At 71.9% G+C, this 12,960-nt stretch carries 14 protein-coding genes and 1 pseudogene; 14 read left to right on the top strand and 1 reads right to left on the bottom strand.

The annotated features are described in order from the left end of the window. Positions 1-762 carry an enoyl-CoA hydratase/isomerase family protein gene (locus AMK25_RS29095; RefSeq protein WP_073831566.1) on the bottom strand — a complete coding sequence of 254 codons (762 nt, stop codon included), beginning with the start codon at positions 760-762 and terminating at the stop codon, positions 1-3. A gap of 172 nt (positions 763-934) precedes the next feature. Between AMK25_RS29095 and AMK25_RS29090 the strand changes: the two genes are divergently transcribed. From AMK25_RS29090 to AMK25_RS29025, 14 genes and pseudogenes are all read left to right on the top strand, one after another. Next, complete coding sequence (locus AMK25_RS29090; RefSeq protein ID WP_073831565.1) at positions 935-1,795, top strand: CoA transferase subunit A; 861 nt, start codon at positions 935-937, stop codon at positions 1,793-1,795. Beyond that, positions 1,792-2,610, top strand: a complete 819-nt coding sequence (locus AMK25_RS29085) for a CoA-transferase subunit beta (RefSeq protein ID WP_073831564.1) — start codon at positions 1,792-1,794, stop codon at positions 2,608-2,610. The genes AMK25_RS29090 and AMK25_RS29085 overlap by 4 nt, the downstream gene beginning before the upstream one ends. Further along, positions 2,607-3,722, top strand: coding sequence for an NAD(P)H-dependent flavin oxidoreductase (locus AMK25_RS29080; protein WP_443189936.1), 1,116 nt, complete (start codon positions 2,607-2,609; stop codon positions 3,720-3,722). The genes AMK25_RS29085 and AMK25_RS29080 overlap by 4 nt, the downstream gene beginning before the upstream one ends. 2 nt (positions 3,723-3,724) lie before the next feature. Further along, a complete protein-coding gene (locus AMK25_RS29075; protein WP_073831563.1) occupies positions 3,725-4,600 on the top strand; it encodes an SDR family NAD(P)-dependent oxidoreductase in 876 nt (291 codons plus the stop codon). Then, positions 4,597-5,390 (top strand): annotated as a pseudogene (locus tag AMK25_RS29070) (SDR family oxidoreductase). The gene AMK25_RS29075 and the pseudogene AMK25_RS29070 overlap by 4 nt, the downstream one beginning before the upstream one ends. 48 nt (positions 5,391-5,438) lie before the next feature. Further along, positions 5,439-5,900 (top strand): FAS1-like dehydratase domain-containing protein, encoded by a 462-nt coding sequence (locus AMK25_RS29065; RefSeq protein ID WP_073831561.1) that lies wholly within the window; start codon positions 5,439-5,441, stop codon positions 5,898-5,900. Further along, positions 5,897-6,421 (top strand): MaoC/PaaZ C-terminal domain-containing protein, encoded by a 525-nt coding sequence (locus AMK25_RS29060; RefSeq protein ID WP_083664848.1) that lies wholly within the window; start codon positions 5,897-5,899, stop codon positions 6,419-6,421. Before AMK25_RS29065 ends, AMK25_RS29060 begins: the two co-directional genes overlap by 4 nt. Continuing rightward, positions 6,418-7,206: an enoyl-CoA hydratase family protein gene (locus AMK25_RS29055; RefSeq protein WP_073831560.1), complete on the top strand. Its 789-nt coding sequence runs from the start codon at positions 6,418-6,420 to the stop codon at positions 7,204-7,206. The genes AMK25_RS29060 and AMK25_RS29055 overlap by 4 nt, the downstream gene beginning before the upstream one ends. A gap of 12 nt (positions 7,207-7,218) precedes the next feature. Then, the gene (locus tag AMK25_RS29050; protein ID WP_143194803.1) at positions 7,219-8,190 is read left to right on the top strand and encodes an NADPH:quinone oxidoreductase family protein; all 972 of its coding nucleotides are present in this window, start codon (positions 7,219-7,221) and stop codon (positions 8,188-8,190) included. A 29-nt stretch (positions 8,191-8,219) separates the two neighbouring features. Next, positions 8,220-9,470, top strand: coding sequence for an acyl-CoA dehydrogenase family protein (locus tag AMK25_RS29045; protein WP_073831641.1), 1,251 nt, complete (start codon positions 8,220-8,222; stop codon positions 9,468-9,470). Between the two features lies 1 nt (position 9,471). Beyond that, positions 9,472-10,611 carry an acyl-CoA dehydrogenase family protein gene (locus tag AMK25_RS29040; RefSeq protein ID WP_073831558.1) on the top strand — a complete coding sequence of 380 codons (1,140 nt, stop codon included), beginning with the start codon at positions 9,472-9,474 and terminating at the stop codon, positions 10,609-10,611. Positions 10,612-10,617: 6 nt separating this feature from the next. After that, positions 10,618-11,634: an acyl-CoA dehydrogenase gene (locus AMK25_RS29035; RefSeq protein WP_073831557.1), complete on the top strand. Its 1,017-nt coding sequence runs from the start codon at positions 10,618-10,620 to the stop codon at positions 11,632-11,634. Between the two features lie 48 nt (positions 11,635-11,682). Continuing rightward, positions 11,683-12,561: an enoyl-CoA hydratase gene (locus AMK25_RS29030; RefSeq protein ID WP_073831556.1), complete on the top strand. Its 879-nt coding sequence runs from the start codon at positions 11,683-11,685 to the stop codon at positions 12,559-12,561. An 8-nt stretch (positions 12,562-12,569) separates the two neighbouring features. Then, the coding region (locus AMK25_RS29025) for an electron transfer flavoprotein subunit beta/FixA family protein (protein WP_443189925.1) at positions 12,570-12,960 on the top strand (391 nt) is incomplete at its 3' end.

Genomic DNA, 12,960 nt, shown 5'->3' with positions numbered 1-12,960 from the left:
TCAGGGCGCGTCCGCCCATCGTGGCGCGCGCTTGGCGACGAACGCGGCCGCGCCCTCGGCGGCATCCGGTCCGGCGAGCAGTTCGAGGGTCGCGAGCCGGTTGACCGCACCGAGATCGCCCACGCGGGGGTCCAGGCTCAGGTGCATGAGCCGCTTGGTCGCCCGCACCGCCGCGGGGGAGTGGGTCGCGATCCGGGCGCCCAGCTGGAGCGCGCGCGCAAGGACCTCCTCGGCGGGGACCACGGCGTTGACCAGGCCCAGCTCGTGGGCCCGGGCCGCGGGAAGCGGTTCGGCAGTCAGCCCGAGTTCCAGGGCTACGGCGACCGGCACGCGACGGGGCAGGTCGGTGCCGCCCTCGGTGGCGGCGATACCGCGCCCCACCTCGGGCAGCGCGAAGTAGGCGTGCTCGGCCGCGACGACGAGGTCGCAGGCGAGGGCGAGTTCGAAGCCGCCGCCGACGGCGGGTCCGTTGACCGCGGCGATGACCGGCTTGCGGTAGCCGCCGCGCAGCAGCGTCAGCGGGCTGCGGGCCACGTCGACCAGGTGCCCCTCGGCCGCGGCGCGCAGGTCCATCCCCGCGCTGAAGGACAACTCGCCGGTGCCGGTCAGCACGACGGCGCGTACGCCCGCGTCCGCGTCGTACCCGAGCAGGGCGTCGGTCATCGCCAGGAGGGTGTCGGGATCGAGGGCGTTGCGTACCTGCGGCCGATTGATCCTGATGACTCCCACCGCGCCGACGCGCTCGCGCACCACGGTTTCCATCTTTCGTCCTCCTTCGCAACAGGGTCTTGACCCTCCCCCTGGGGCTGTTAGGGTACCAACCAAGCGCTTGCTACATGGCGAGCCGGCCGTGGAGGCCCGGCACGCGACTCGCCCTTCGCGCTGCTCACCACCCGTCGGGCAGTGCTCCGACAGACGCAATGATGAGGGACACATGGCCGACAAGACTCTGACAGCCCGCGACGTCGTGTCGCGGCTCGAATCCGGGATGATCATCGGCATCGGGGGCTGGGGCTCACGCCGCAAGCCCATGGCCCTCGTGCGCGAGATCCTGCGTTCCGACCTCAAGGACCTGACCGTCGTCAGCTACGGCGGGCCGGACGTCGGCCTGCTCTGCGCCGCGGGCAAGGTCAAGAAGGTCGTCTTCGGTTTCGTCTCCCTCGACAGCATCGCCCTCGACCCGCACTTCCGCGCCGCGCGGCAGAAGGGCGCCGTCGAGATCGCCGAGTACGACGAGGGCATGCTCCAGTGGGGGCTGTACGCCGCCGGCATCCGCCTGCCCTTCCTGCCGACCCGCGCCGGGCTCGGGTCGGACGTCCTGAAGCACAACCCCGACCTCAAACTCGTCCAGGACCCGTACGGCACCGAGCAGCTCGTGGCGATGCCGCCGCTGCGCCTCGACGCGGCCCTCGTGCACATGAACCGCGCCGACGCCCAGGGCAACGGCCAGTTCCTCGGGCCCGACCCGTACTTCGACGACCTCTACTGCCTCGCCGCCGACCAGGCCTTCATGTCCTGCGAGCGGATCGTGCCCACGGCCGAGCTGAGTGCCGCCGGGCACTCGGCGACGATCAAGATCAACCGCCAGCTCGTCGCCGGCGTTGTCGAGACCCCGAACGGCGCGCACTTCACCTCCTGCGCCCCCGACTACGAGCGCGACGAGGCCTTCCAGCGTGAGTACGTCAAGGCCGCCGGCGACCCGCAGGCCTGGGCCAGTTTCGAGAAGCGGTACCTGTCCGGCACCGAAGATGACTACCAGGCGGCCGTCGCCGCCCGAGCCGAGGAGGTCGCATGAGCAGCGCCGCCACCGAGCAGCCCACGGGCAGCGCCACCACTGCCGACGCGCCGGTGACCCGTGCCGAGTACTGCGCGGTCGCCGTGGCGGACACGTTCGCCGGCGACGGCGAGTCCATCGCCAGCGCCTTCGGCACGATCCCGGCCATCGGCGTCCGCCTCGCCCGGCTCACCGTCGCCCCCGACCTGCTGCTCACCGACGGTGAGGCCCACTTCGTCACCGGCTCCTGGGAGATCGGCGCGGACCCGCACGCCACCGAGGGCGTCGTCATCGAGGGCTGGAGCCCGTTCCGCACGATCTTCGACCTCGTCTGGCACGGCAAGCGGCACGTCATGATGATCCCGGTCCAGATCGACGGGCACGGCAACACCAACATCTCGGCCATCGGCGACTACGCCCGGCCCAAGGTCCAGCTGCTCGGAGTGCGCGGCGCCCCCGGCAACAGCATCTACCACCCGACCAGCTACTGGGTGCCCAACCACTCCACGCGCAGCTTCGTCCGGGCCGTCGACATGATCTCCGGCGTCGGCACCGACAGCGCCCGCGCCGCCGGCCCGGCCGGGAGCGCGCACCACGATCTGCGCCGCGTCGTCACCAACCTCGCGGTCCTCGACTTCGGCGGCCCCGACGGCACGATGCGGCTTATCAGCCTGCACCCCGGCGTCACGCTCGACGAGTTCCACGCCGCCACCGGCTGTGCCGTGCACGTCGAGGGTGAGGTCGCGCCCACCCGCGAGCCGAGCGCCGAGGAACTGCGCCTCATCCGCGAGGTCATCGACCCCCGCTCGCTGCGCGACCGCGAGATCCCGGCATGAGCCAGGGCCGCGGGCTGCCCCCGACACTGCGTACCCGGGCGACCGACCTGTTCGGGGTGCGGTACCCGATCGTCCAGACCGGCATGGGCTACGTCTCCGACGTGCGCCTGACCACCGCGACGGCCAACGCCGGTGGACTGGGCATCCTCGCGGCCGGCCTGCTCTCCTACGACGAACTCGTGGAGGCCGTCGAGCAGATCCAGGCCGGCACGGACGCGCCGTTCGGCGTCAACATCCGTGCCGACCAGCCGGACGTCGTCAAGCGCATCGACCTGCTCATCTCGGCCGGCGTCAAGGTCGCCTCCTTCGCCCTGGCCCCCAAGCAGGAACTCATCGCCAGGTGCAAGGACGCTGGCCTCGTCGTCGTTCCGTCGATCGGCGCGCGCCGCCACGCCGAGAAGGTCGCCGCGTGGGGTGCCGACGCCGTCATCGTGCAGGGTGGCGAGGGCGGCGGCCACACCGGCGCGGTGCCCACCAGCCTGCTGCTGCCCCAGGTCGTCGACGCCGTCGACATCCCGGTCATCGGCGCCGGTGGCTTCTTCGACGGCCGCGGCCTCGTCGCCGCGCTCGCCTACGGCGCCGAGGGCATCGCCATGGGCACCCGCTTCCTGCTCACCAGCGACTCGCCGGTCCAGCCGTCGGTCAAGGACGTCTACCTGTCCAGGACGGTCAACGACACCGTGCTGACCCTGCAGGTCGACGGCGTTCCGCAGCGCGTGCTGCGCGCCGGCACGATCGAGGAGCTGGAGCGCACCTCCGCCGCCGGCCGGCTGCTGCGGGCCGTACGCAACGCGTTCGCCTTCCAGAAGCTGTCCGGCACGCCGTGGGGCGACATGGTCCGCGAGGGCCTGGCCATGCGCAAGGCCCACGACCTGACGTGGAGCCAGGTCGTCATGGCGGCCAACGCTCCGATGCTCTACCGGTCGGCCCTGCTGGAGGGCAGGACCGACCTCGGCGTCATGGCCACCGGCCAGGTCGTCGGACTGATCGACGACGTCCCGAGCGTCGCCGAGCTCATCGACCGCATCATCGACGAGGCCACCCGGACGCTCGACCGACTCGGCGTGCCCGCGCCGGACGCGTCGACCCCGGCCGGGCACAAGGAGGACTAGTCATGGGAGCACTGCAGGGACGCGTCGTCGTCGTCACCGGTGCCGGCCGCGGCCTCGGCCGTGAGCACGCCCTGCTCGCCGCCGCCGAAGGCGCCTCGGTCGTCGTCGCCGACACCGGCGCCGCCGCCGACGGCACCGGCAGCGACCCCTCGGTCGTCGAGGCCGTCGCCGCCGAGATCACGAACGCCGGCGGGCGGGCCGTGGCCAGCACCGCGGACGTCGCCACCACCGAGGGCGCCCGCGAGCTGCTCGCGCTCGCCCGCGACACCTACGGACGCGTCGACGGCCTCGTCAACAACGCCGGCATCCTGCGGGACCGGATGTTCGTCAACATGAGCGAGGACGACTGGGACGCGGTGATCCGTGGCCAGCTGCGCTCGACGTTCGCGCCGTGCCGGGTGTTCGCCGACCACTGGCGCACCGAGTCCAAGGCCGGCAACCAACCGGTCGCCTCGATCGTCAACGTCTCCTCGACCTCCGGCATCATCGGCGCCGTCGGGCAGACGAACTACGGCGCGGGCAAGGCCGCCATCGCCGCCCTCACCGTCATCCTCGCCCAGGAGATCGGCCGCTACGGCGTACGCGTCAACGCGATCGTCCCGGTCGCGCGTACCCGGATGACCCAGGACCTGCCCGGCATCGGCGAGATGGTCGCCGCACCGGCCGACCCCGCCGCGTTCGACGTCTACCACCCGGGCAACGTCTCCCCGCTCGTCGCCTGGCTGCTCACCGCCGACGTGCCGGTGACCGGCGAGGTGTACTACGCCAAGGGCGGCGAGATCCGTCGCTGCGCGCCGTGGAGCTACGACTGGACCATCGACAAGGGCGCCCGCTGGACCGTCGAGGAGATCGCGAAGGAGATGGCCGCCCGTGTCTGACACCGGTCACACCGACGTCGCCGACTGGGCCGGCCCCGCCCACGGGCTGCTCTCCGGGCGCTCGGTGCTCGTCACCGCCGCGGCCGGCACCGGCATCGGCTTCTCGACGGCGCGCCGCGCCGCGGAGGAAGGCGCGCGTGTCGCCATCAGCGACCGCCACGAGCGCCGCCTCGCCGCGTCCGCCGACGAGATCGAGCGTCGCACCGGGATCCGGCCGCTGGCGGTGCCCTGCGACGTCACCGACCAGGCGCAGCTCGACCACCTCATGGACACCGTCGCCGCCGAGTTCGGCGGCATCGACGTGCTCGTCAACAACGCCGGCCTCGGCGGCACCGCGGCGGTGCAGGACATGACCGACGAACAATGGGACTCCGTCCTGTCGGTGACCCTGACCTCGACGTTCAAGGCGACCCGGTCGGTGCTGCGGCACATGATCCCGGCCGGCAAGGGGGTCATCGTCAACAACGCCTCCGTCATCGGCTGGCGCGCGCAGAAGGGGCAGGCGCACTACGCCGCGGCCAAGGCCGGAGTCATGGCGCTGACCCGCTGCGCGGCCCTCGACGTCGCCGAGCACGGCATCCGGGTCAACGCGGTGTCCCCGAGCATCGCGATGCACGCCCATCTGGCCAAGGTGACAAGCGACGAGCTGCTCGCCCAGCTCTCGGACCAGGAGGCGTTCGGCCGGGCCGCGGCCCCCTGGGAGATCGCCAACGTCATCGTCTTCCTCGCCAGTGACTACTCGTCGTACATGACAGGCGAGGTCGTGTCCGTCTCGAGCCAGCACCCGTGACCACCCGCTGCGTGCCGGCTCGCAGCGGACCAACGAAAGGAGCTCGTCGTGGCAAACCCCGACGCGCAGGGCGTCACCGGCGCCCCCTTCCGGCTCGACGTCGAGCGCGGCAAGATCCGCGAGTTCGCGCTGGCCACCGGAGCGGCTGACGCGGCCTACCTGCGGGAGGAGAACCCGGTCGTCCAGCCGACGTTCCTCACGACGACCTTCTTCTGGCAGGGCGAGGACTCCAACCCGTGGTCCGCGGTCGAGCTCGACCAGCAGCGCGGCCTGCACGCCGAGCAGCAGTACACCTTCTTCGGCGAGCCGCCCCGCGCCGGCACCAGGCTCACCTGCCAGTCGCGCATCGGCGAGATCTACACCAAGGTGGGGCGTCGCGGCGGTGAGATGACCTTCGCCGTGATGTACACCGACTTCCACGACGAGACCGGGCGTCTCGTCGCCCGCGCCAAGCTCACCGGTGTCGAGACGGCCCGCCCGCCGGTCACCGGGGACGGAGCGTCCGCATGAGCGACACGACGGCCACCGCCCGGCCCCGTACGACAGAGGTCGTCCTGCCCGTTCCGGCGACGCCTCCGGCGCGCGGCTACGGCCCGGTGACCCGCACCGACTTCGTCCGCTACCAGGGCGCCTCGGGCGACATGAACCCGATCCACCACGACGAGGTCTTCGCCAGGGCGGCAGGGTTCCCGAGCCCGTTCTCGGTGGGCATGTGGCAGGCCAGCCTGCTCGGCACCTACGCCACCGACTGGCTCGGCGGCCCCAACGTGCGGGACTTCCGCATCCGGTTCCTGGCCCAGGTGTGGCCCGGCGACGTCCTCACCCTCGAAGGCGTTCCGCTGCGCACCTACGTGCTCGAAAGTGCGGACGGCCGTGAGGGCCGCGTCGACATCGAGCTGACCTGCCGGCGGCAGACCGGCGACACGGCCGTCACCGCGTGGGCGACGTTCGTGCTGCCCCTCGACGCCGCCGCCGGGGACGCGACACCCGAGGCCGGCGAGCGGCCCGAGACCACCGAGGAGCAGGCATGAGTCCCACGAGCCACGCGTCGGTGACGACGACGGTGCACCCCGACGGGATCGCCGAGATCGTCGTGGACAACCCGCCGGTCAACGCGCTGCCGGTGGCCGGCTGGTTCGCGCTCGCCGCCGCCCTCGACGCCGCCGGCGCCGACGAGTCGGTGCGTGTCGTCCTGCTGCGCGCCGAGGGCCGCGGCTTCAACGCCGGCGTCGACATCAAGGAGATGCAGCACACCGACGGCTTCACCGCGCTGCTCGGCGCCAACCGCGGCTGCTTCGCCGCGTTCAAGGCCGTCTACGAGTGCCCCGTCCCGGTCGTCACCGCCGTCCACGGCTTCTGCCTCGGCGGCGGCATCGGCCTGGTCGGCAACTCCGACGTCATCGTCGCCTCCGACGACGCCACCTTCGGCCTGCCCGAGGTCGACCGCGGCGCCCTCGGCGCGGCCACCCACCTGTCCCGGATGGTGCCGCAGCACCGGATGCGCGCCATGGTCTACACCTCGGCCACCGCCACCGCCCAGGAGCTGCACGCGTACGGCTCGGTGCACAGTGTCGTACCCCGGGAGCAGTTGCGTGCGACGGCGCTCGCCGTCGCGACCAGCATCGCCGAGAAGGACCCCACCGTGATCCGGGCCGCCAAGGCCTCGCTCAACGGCATCGACCTGTGGGACGTCAACCGCAGCTACCGCTTCGAGCAGGGCTTCACCTTCGAGCTCAACCTCAGCGGGGTCGCCGACCGGATCCGCGACGAGTTCGCCGGCACCGACAAGGCGGCGCGCCCGGGCAGCGAGGGCTGAGCCGTGCGGTCGATGGTGGTCCGCGAGCTCGGGGGACCCGAGGTGCTCACGGTCGCGGACGGGCCGCAGCCGCAGCCCGGACCGGGGCAGGTACTCGTCGACGTCGTCGGCGCCGGGGTGAACTTTCCCGACGGCCTCATCGTCGCCGGCACCTACCAGACCAAGCCGGAGCTGCCGTTCGTGCCGGGCTGCGAGGTCGCCGGCACGGTCGCGGCGCTCGGCGACGGGGTGACCGGCCCACCGGTCGGCACCCGCGTCGTCGGCTTCTGCGGCATCGGCGGCTACGCCACCCAGGTGCTGGTCGACGCCCGCATGGTCCACCCGTTGCCCGAGGGCGTCGACCTCGTCGAGGCCAGCACGATCCCCGTCGTCTACGGCACGTCCTACCACGGCCTCGTCGACCGGGCCGGCCTCGCCGCCGGCGAGACGCTGCTCGTGCTCGGCGCCTCCGGCGGCGTCGGCCTCACCGCCGTGCAGATCGGCAAGGCCCTCGGCGCGACGGTGATCGCTGCCGCGTCGAGCGAGGACAAGCGTGAGCTGTGCCTGGCGCACGGGGCCGACCACGCCATCGGCTACGACGACCTGACGGCGACGGTGCGCGCGCTGACCGGCGTCGGCGCCGACGTCGTCTACGACCCGGTCGGTGGCGACGCCGCCGCCGCGGCGCTGCGTGCCCTCGCGTGGGCCGGGAGGTTCCTCACCGTCGGCTACGCGGCGGGCGCGATCCCGCAGGTCAAGCTCAACCGGCTGCTGCTCACCGAGGGCGCGGTGCTGGGGGTCCTCTGGGGCGCCTGGGCCAGGCGCGACCCGGCGGCGAACGCCGCCAACATGACGACGGTGCTGGAGTGGATCGCCGCCGGCCGGCTGAGGCCGCACGTCAGCGAGGTCTTCCCGCTGGAGGAGGCCGCCCGCGCGCTCGGCACGGTGCTGAACCGTGGCGCTCGCGGCAAGATCGCTCTCCGCACGAGCACAGGCAAGGAGTGACGGTGGCTGACGCGACCGACCTGACCCGGATGGACCTCGGCCCCGGCCCGCGCGCGAGTGAGCTGCTCGCGACGTTGCGCACGTTCATGGCCGAGCACGTCTACCCCGCCGAGAAGGTGTACGCCACCGAACTCGCCGCCGCGGCCCGCGAGAACGGCGGGGTGTCCCACGTCCTGCCGCCGGTCGTCGAGGAGCTGAAGGCGACGGCGCGCAGGCTGGGGCTGTGGAACCTCTTCCTGCCTGACCTGTCGGGCCTCACCAACGTCGAGTACGCCTACCTGGCCGAGGAGACCGGCCGCTCGCCCTACCTCGCCCCCGAGGCGATCAACTGTGCCGCGCCGGACACCGGCAACATGGAGCTGCTGCACATGTTCGGCACGCCCGAGCAGAAGCAGCGGTGGCTGACCCCGTTGCTCGAGGGCACGATGCGCTCCGGCTTCTCGATGACCGAGCCGGACGTGGCCTCCTCCGACGCACGCAACATCGCCACCTCGATCGTGCGTGACGGCGACGAGTACGTCATCAACGGACGCAAGTGGTGGACGACCGGTGCCGCGGACCCGCGCTGCGCCGTCCTCGTGCTGATGGGCAAGACGGACCCGCAGGCGGCCGTCTACCGGCAGCAGTCCATGATCCTCGTGCCGGTCGACACCCCCGGGGTGACGATTCTGCGTTCGCTGCCGATCTTCGGTTACCACGACCAGCACGGCCACTGCGAGATCCGGTTCGACGACGTACGGGTGCCGGTGACGAACCTGCTCGGCGCCGAGGGCGAGGGTTTCGCGATCGCCCAGGCCCGCCTCGGCCCGGGCCGCATCCACCACGCGATGCGCTGCGTCGGCATGGCCGAGCGGGGCCTCGAGCTGATGGTGCGCCGGACGATGGTCCGCGAGGCGTTCGGCGGTCCGATCTCCGACCAGGGCGTGGTGCGGAACTGGATCGCCGAGTCCCGCATGGAGATCGAGCAGGCCCGCCTGCTCGTGCTCAAGGCGGCGTGGCTCATCGACCAGGTCGGCATCCAGGGCGCCGCGACCGAGATCGCCGCGATCAAGGTCGTCGCGCCCCGGGTCGCCCGCAACGTGCTGGACCGTTCGATCCAGGCGCACGGCGGCGGTGGGGTCACCGACGACTTCCCGATCGCCCGGATGTGGGCGAGCGCCCGCATCCTCGGCATCGCCGACGGCCCGGACGAGGTGCACCTGCGCACTGTGGCGCGTACGCAACTACGTCGCTACCGCGACACGCCGCCGACGGTTTCCGCCGGGACGGGACGGGACTGAGATGGATCTGACCTGGTCGGCGCAGGACGAGCAGTTCCGTGCGGAGGCCCGCGACTGGCTCGCCGTGAACGTGCCGCGGCAGCCGCTGCCCTCCGGGGACACCGCGGCGGGCTTCGCCGCCCACCTGGAGTGGGAGCGGGCACTGCACGCGGACCGGTGGTCGGTCGTGTCGTGGCCGCAGGAGTACGGCGGCCGTGCGGCCTCGATATGGCAGTGGCTCATCTTCGAGGAGGAGTACTACCGGGCCGGCGCGCCGCAGCGGGTGACGCAGAACGGCATCTTCCTGCTGGCCCCGACGATCTTCGAGTTCGGCACGAAGCAGCAGCAGGACGAGCTGCTGCCCCGGATGGCGGCGGCACAGGACCTGTGGGCCCAGGGCTGGTCGGAGCCGGGCGCGGGCAGCGACCTGGCGGGGATCAGCTCCCGGGCGGTACGGGACGAGCAGGCCGGCGGGTGGCGCCTGAGCGGGCAGAAGACCTGGTCGACCCGGGGCGCGTTCTGCACCCACCTGTTCGGGCTGTTCCGCACCGATCCGCAGGCGCAGCGGCACCGGGGACTGACGTACTTCCTCGTGCCGCTGGACACCCCGGGCGTGACGGTGCGCGGGTTCGACCGGCTCGACGGTGACGAGGGCTTCGCCGACGTGTTCTTCGCCGACGCGTTCGTACCGGACTCGGCGGTCCTCGGCGGCGTCGACCAGGGCTGGTCGGTCGCGATGTCGACGACCGGCTCGGAGCGGGGACTGACGCTGCGCTCACCGGGGCGTTTCCTCAAGGCGGCGGCCGCGCTCGTGGCGCTCGCGGGCGAGCAGGGCGAGGCGGCGACCGACCTGCTCCGCGACCGGGTGGCACGCACGTGGATGCAGGCGCACGCCTACCAGCAGTTCACGCTGGCTCAGGTCACCGACATCGTCGAGGGCCGTCCGGCCGGCGCGCGTTCCAGCCTCAACAAGGTCTTCTGGTCCGAGCTGGACATCGCGTTGCACGAGACGGCGCTGGAACTGCTCGGCCCGGACGCGCTCGTCGACGGCCCGTGGACCCGTGGCTACCAGTTCTCGCTGTCGGGTCCGATCTACGCGGGCACCAACGAGATCCAGCGCAACATCATCGCCGAGCGCCTGCTCGGTCTGCCGAGGAGGTGATCAGGCGTGCGTTTCGCTCCGAGTGACGAGCAGCGGGAGCTGGAGGCGGTCGTCCGTCAGGTGCTCACCGACCGGTGCCCGCCGCAGACGGTACGCGCCGGAGCCGGATCGGCGCGGGTGGCCGCACTGGCCGAGAGCCTGGCCGGTCTCGGTGTGGCGGGGCTGCTCGTGGCCGAGAACGACGGCGGGCTGGGCCTGGACGAGAACCACCTCGTGTCGGTCTTCGAGCAGATCGGGTACGCCGCCGCCCCGCTGCCGCTCACGGCGACCCTCGCGGTCGCTCCGGCGGTGCTCTCCTCGGGCGCTCCGGACCTGCTGGCGAAGCTCGTCGAGGGGGTGCTCACGGTCGGCGCCGACCTTGCGGTGACCGGGCATGTCGCGTTCGGTTCCGGTGTCGACCTGGTGCTGCGTGGCGGCTTCGGTGGTACGGGGCCCGTCGAGATTCTCGACGTGTCCGACGCGGCGGCCTCGACGTCGCCGTCGGTGGATGTCGCGCTGGACCTGACCGGGTACGCCGGCGCGCGGCTCGTGGCGACAGTGGACGACCCGCAGGTGGTGCGGCTGGTCTGGGAGCGGGGGGTGCTGGCGACCTCGGCCGAACTCATCGGGCTGTCCCGACGGATGCTCGAACTCACTGTCGAGCACGTCCGCACCAGGGAGCAGTTCGGGGTGCCGATCGGCAGCTTCCAAGCGGTCAAGCACCACCTGGCCACGGCACTGCTGCACCTGGAGTTCGCCGCGCCGGTGGTGGCGACGGCCGGGTTCGAGCTGGCCGCGGGCGTCCCGGGCCGACTGCGTTCCCTGGCGACGGCCAAGGCGCTGGCGTCCGAGGCGGCGCACGTCGTGGGCCGGGCCGCTCTGCAGTGTCACGGCGCGATCGGTTACACGACGGAGTACGACCTGCACCTGTTCCTCAAGCGGTCGTGGGCTCTGGAGTCGTCGTGGGGCAGCGCCGCCTGGCATCGGGCGGCGCTGCTGGACGACCTCGGTGTCGGCCTGACCGGCGTGCGCCCCGCGTCCTGACCGCCGGCCCCGCACGACGTACACCCGACCCGTGAGAAGGAGATCCAGATGAGCGAGACCAGCGGCGTGGACCCGCAGGGGGCGGCGGAGGTCGTCCGGTACGAGACGCGGGGGCCGGTGGCCGTCGTGACGATGAACCGGCCGGAGTACCGCAACGCGCAGAATTCGGCGATGACCTACGCGCTCGACGACGCGTTCTACCGCGCGGCCGCGGACGACGAGGTGAAGGTCGTCGTCCTGGCGGGGGCGGGGAAGCACTTCTCGGCCGGCCACGACATCGGCACGCCGGGCCGGGACATCGACTCGTCGTTCGACAGGCGTGCCGGCCTGTGGTGGGACCATGTGGGCAAGGCCGGAGCCGACAGCCGGTTCGCCCGGGAGTCCGAGGTGTACCTCGGGATGTGCCGCCGCTGGCGTGAGCTGCCCAAGCCGATGATCGCGATGGTGCAGGGAGCGTGTATCGCCGGGGGCCTCATGCTCGCCTGGTCCTGCGACCTGATCGTCGCCTCGGACGACGCGTTCTTCGCCGATCCGGTCGTCCGTATGGGGATCCCCGGCGTCGAGTACTTCGCCCACCCGTGGGTGCTCGGTCCGCGCTTCGCCAAGGAGTTCCTCTTCACCGGCGACCGGATGCCGGCGGCGCGCGCCGCCGAGCTGGGCATGGTCAACCGGGTGGTCGCCAGAGACGAGCTCGAGGCGGAGGTCATGGGGCTCGCCGCACGCATCGCGCAGATGCCGCGCCTGGGTCTCGCGCTGACCAAGAAGGCGGTCAACCAGGCCGAAGACCTCATGGGCCTGCGGGATGGAATGGATTCGGTGTTCGGGCTGCACCACGTGGCCCACGCGCACAACGCCGAGGTGGGCAGTGACTCCCTCGGTGGCCAGGACGCCCGGAGCATGCGTGACGCCGCGAGACAGGAAGGGTGATCGAAGCGATGAATATCGTCGTACTCGTCAAGCAGGTGCCTGATTCGGGCGCGGACCGCAGCCTGCGTGCTGACGACAACACCGTCGACCGCGGTTCGGCGAACAACGTCATCAATGAGATGGACGAGTACGCCATCGAAGAGGCGTTGAAGATCAAGGAAGCGCACGGTGGTGAGGTCACGATCCTGACGATGGGTCCGGACCGGGCGACCGAGTCGATCCGTAAGGCGCTGTCGATGGGCCCGGACAAGGCCGTGCACGTGGTGGACGACGCTCTGCACGGTTCCTGCGCGGTGGCCACCTCGAAGGTGCTCGCCGCCGCTCTCGGTCAGTTGAACGCCGACCTGGTTCTGTGCGGCGCGGAGTCGACCGACGGTCGGGTCCAGGTGATGCCGCACA

This window comes from Micromonospora sp. TSRI0369, from assembly GCF_001905625.1.
Lineage (GTDB): Bacteria > Actinomycetota > Actinomycetes > Mycobacteriales > Micromonosporaceae > Micromonospora > Micromonospora echinospora_A.
This window is presented reverse-complemented; position numbering and strand designations above follow the sequence as displayed.

Excerpts from the sequence above, each read along its gene's own strand:
- AMK25_RS29095 (WP_073831566.1), bottom strand. The coding sequence starts at position 762 with ATGGAAACCGTGGTGCGCGAGCGCGTCGGCGCGGTGGGAGTCATCAGG.
- AMK25_RS29090 (WP_073831565.1), top strand. The coding sequence starts at position 935 with ATGGCCGACAAGACTCTGACAGCCCGCGACGTCGTGTCGCGGCTCGAA.
- AMK25_RS29085 (WP_073831564.1), top strand. The coding sequence starts at position 1,792 with ATGAGCAGCGCCGCCACCGAGCAGCCCACGGGCAGCGCCACCACTGCC.
- AMK25_RS29080 (WP_443189936.1), top strand. The coding sequence starts at position 2,607 with ATGAGCCAGGGCCGCGGGCTGCCCCCGACACTGCGTACCCGGGCGACC.
- AMK25_RS29075 (WP_073831563.1), top strand. The coding sequence starts at position 3,725 with ATGGGAGCACTGCAGGGACGCGTCGTCGTCGTCACCGGTGCCGGCCGC.
- AMK25_RS29060 (WP_083664848.1), top strand. The coding sequence starts at position 5,897 with ATGAGCGACACGACGGCCACCGCCCGGCCCCGTACGACAGAGGTCGTC.
- AMK25_RS29055 (WP_073831560.1), top strand. The coding sequence starts at position 6,418 with ATGAGTCCCACGAGCCACGCGTCGGTGACGACGACGGTGCACCCCGAC.
- AMK25_RS29050 (WP_143194803.1), top strand. The coding sequence starts at position 7,219 with ATGGTGGTCCGCGAGCTCGGGGGACCCGAGGTGCTCACGGTCGCGGAC.
- AMK25_RS29045 (WP_073831641.1), top strand. The coding sequence starts at position 8,220 with ATGGACCTCGGCCCCGGCCCGCGCGCGAGTGAGCTGCTCGCGACGTTG.
- AMK25_RS29040 (WP_073831558.1), top strand. The coding sequence starts at position 9,472 with ATGGATCTGACCTGGTCGGCGCAGGACGAGCAGTTCCGTGCGGAGGCC.
- AMK25_RS29030 (WP_073831556.1), top strand. The coding sequence starts at position 11,683 with ATGAGCGAGACCAGCGGCGTGGACCCGCAGGGGGCGGCGGAGGTCGTC.